This is a genomic window from Paraburkholderia aspalathi (genome assembly GCF_900116445.1).
GTDB lineage: Bacteria > Pseudomonadota > Gammaproteobacteria > Burkholderiales > Burkholderiaceae > Paraburkholderia > Paraburkholderia aspalathi.
Window position 1 is genome coordinate 1 of record NZ_FPBH01000093.1, and the last position, 1,690, is coordinate 1,690.

1 protein-coding gene is annotated in these 1,690 nt (G+C 56.7%); it reads left to right on the forward strand.

What is annotated here, in order from left to right:
- Window positions 1-69 precede the first annotated feature (69 nt).
- A complete protein-coding gene (locus BM438_RS44505) occupies window positions 70-1,515 on the forward strand; it encodes an IS1182 family transposase (protein WP_093647941.1) in 1,446 nt (481 codons plus the stop codon).
- The last annotated feature ends 175 nt before the right edge of the window (window positions 1,516-1,690 follow it).

Here is a 1,690-nt window from a genome sequence, read left to right on the forward strand (position 1 = left end):
ACGGGTCGAGGCTGTGTGAAAACGCATTGATCGCCTAAACTGAATCAACGCGTTTGGGTCGGGGGATTCATGAAGCGATTCGTTGAGGGCGAAGACCGCAAGCAGGTAACGTTGTTGCCCGAATGCCTGGACGATTTCGTTGCCGAGGATAACCCGGTGAGGATCATCGATGCCTTCGTCGAAGAGCTGGAACTCGAATCGATGGGTTTCGATGGTGTCACACCATCAACAACAGGTCGCCCCTCCTACCATCCAGCAGTGCTGCTGAAGATATACATCTACGGCTACCTCAACCGGATTCAATCGAGTCGTCGCCTGGAGCGTGAATGTCAGCGCAACGTTGAGCTGATGTGGCTCACAGGCCGTCTGGTACCAGACTTCAAGACCATAGCCGACTTTCGACGGGACAACGGCGCCGGCATCCGCAACGTTTGCCGCCGGTTCGTCGTTCTGTGCCGCGATCTGAAGCTGTTCTCACAGGCACTGGTTGCCATTGATGGAAGCAAGTTCAAGGCATCGAACACTCGCGACCGCAACTTCACGACGGGCAAGATCGACAAGCGGCAGCAGCAGATTGAGGAGAGCATCCAGCGCTACCTAAGTGCACTGGAAACGGCCGACCGGACGCAGCCACCCGAACTCGAAGCGAAGACCACCCGGCTGCAGGAGAAGATCAAGCAATTGCGCGATCAAATGCATCGCCTCGAGCAGATCAGGGAAGAACTCAAGACGCAACCGGATGGCCAGCTTTCGCTGACTGACCCCGATGCGCGCTCCATGGCGACGAGCGGCAGGGGCTCGGGCATGGTCGGCTACAACGTGCAGGTGGCCGTAGACGCCAGGCACCACCTCATAGTTGCTCATGAGGTAACGAACTCCGGACACGACCGGGCGCAACTCAGTCCGATGGCGCAAGCAGCCCGTGATGCCATGGGCAGGAACAGACTGAAGGTCATCGCCGACCGTGGGTACTACAGCGGTCCGCAGATAAAAGCATGTGCGGATGCGGGCATTGCCGCCATTCTCCCGAAGAACCTGACGTCAGGCGCCACAGCCCATGGCCGCTTCGACAGAGCGGACTTCATCTACATTGCCCGGGATGACGAATACCTTTGTCCAGCTGGACAACGTGCGATTTACCGCTTCACACGCGAAGAGCATGGCATGCAATTGCACCGCTACTGGAGCAGTGCCTGTCCTCGTTGCGATATCAAATCACAATGTACCCCGAGCGATTATCGACGAATCACGCGATGGGAACATGAGTCTGTACTGGAAGCTGCTCAGAAGAGACTGGACAGAATGCCGAATGCGATGATGGTGCGAAGGCGAACCGTTGAACACGTCTTCGGAACGTTCAAGCACTGGATGGGCTACACGCACTTCCTGACGCGCAGACTGACCAACGTAAGTACTGAGATGAGCCTGCATGTGCTGGCGTACAACCTCAAGCGCGTGATAGCGATATTGGGATTCTCGCGAACCATGAGGGCAATGCGGCTGGTGGGTGCGTGAGGCACCTGAGCCTTCCAACATATGCCGGGAAACGGCTTGCGTTAAGGCGGCGGAGCCACCCAATATCTCTTAGTTGATCGATTGACTGCGAGAGCGCAACGCGGCTATATAGTCGCCGAATCAGATTTTTTGCACATCAAATCTACGTTCCGCGTTTCCACACAGCCTCGGTCGA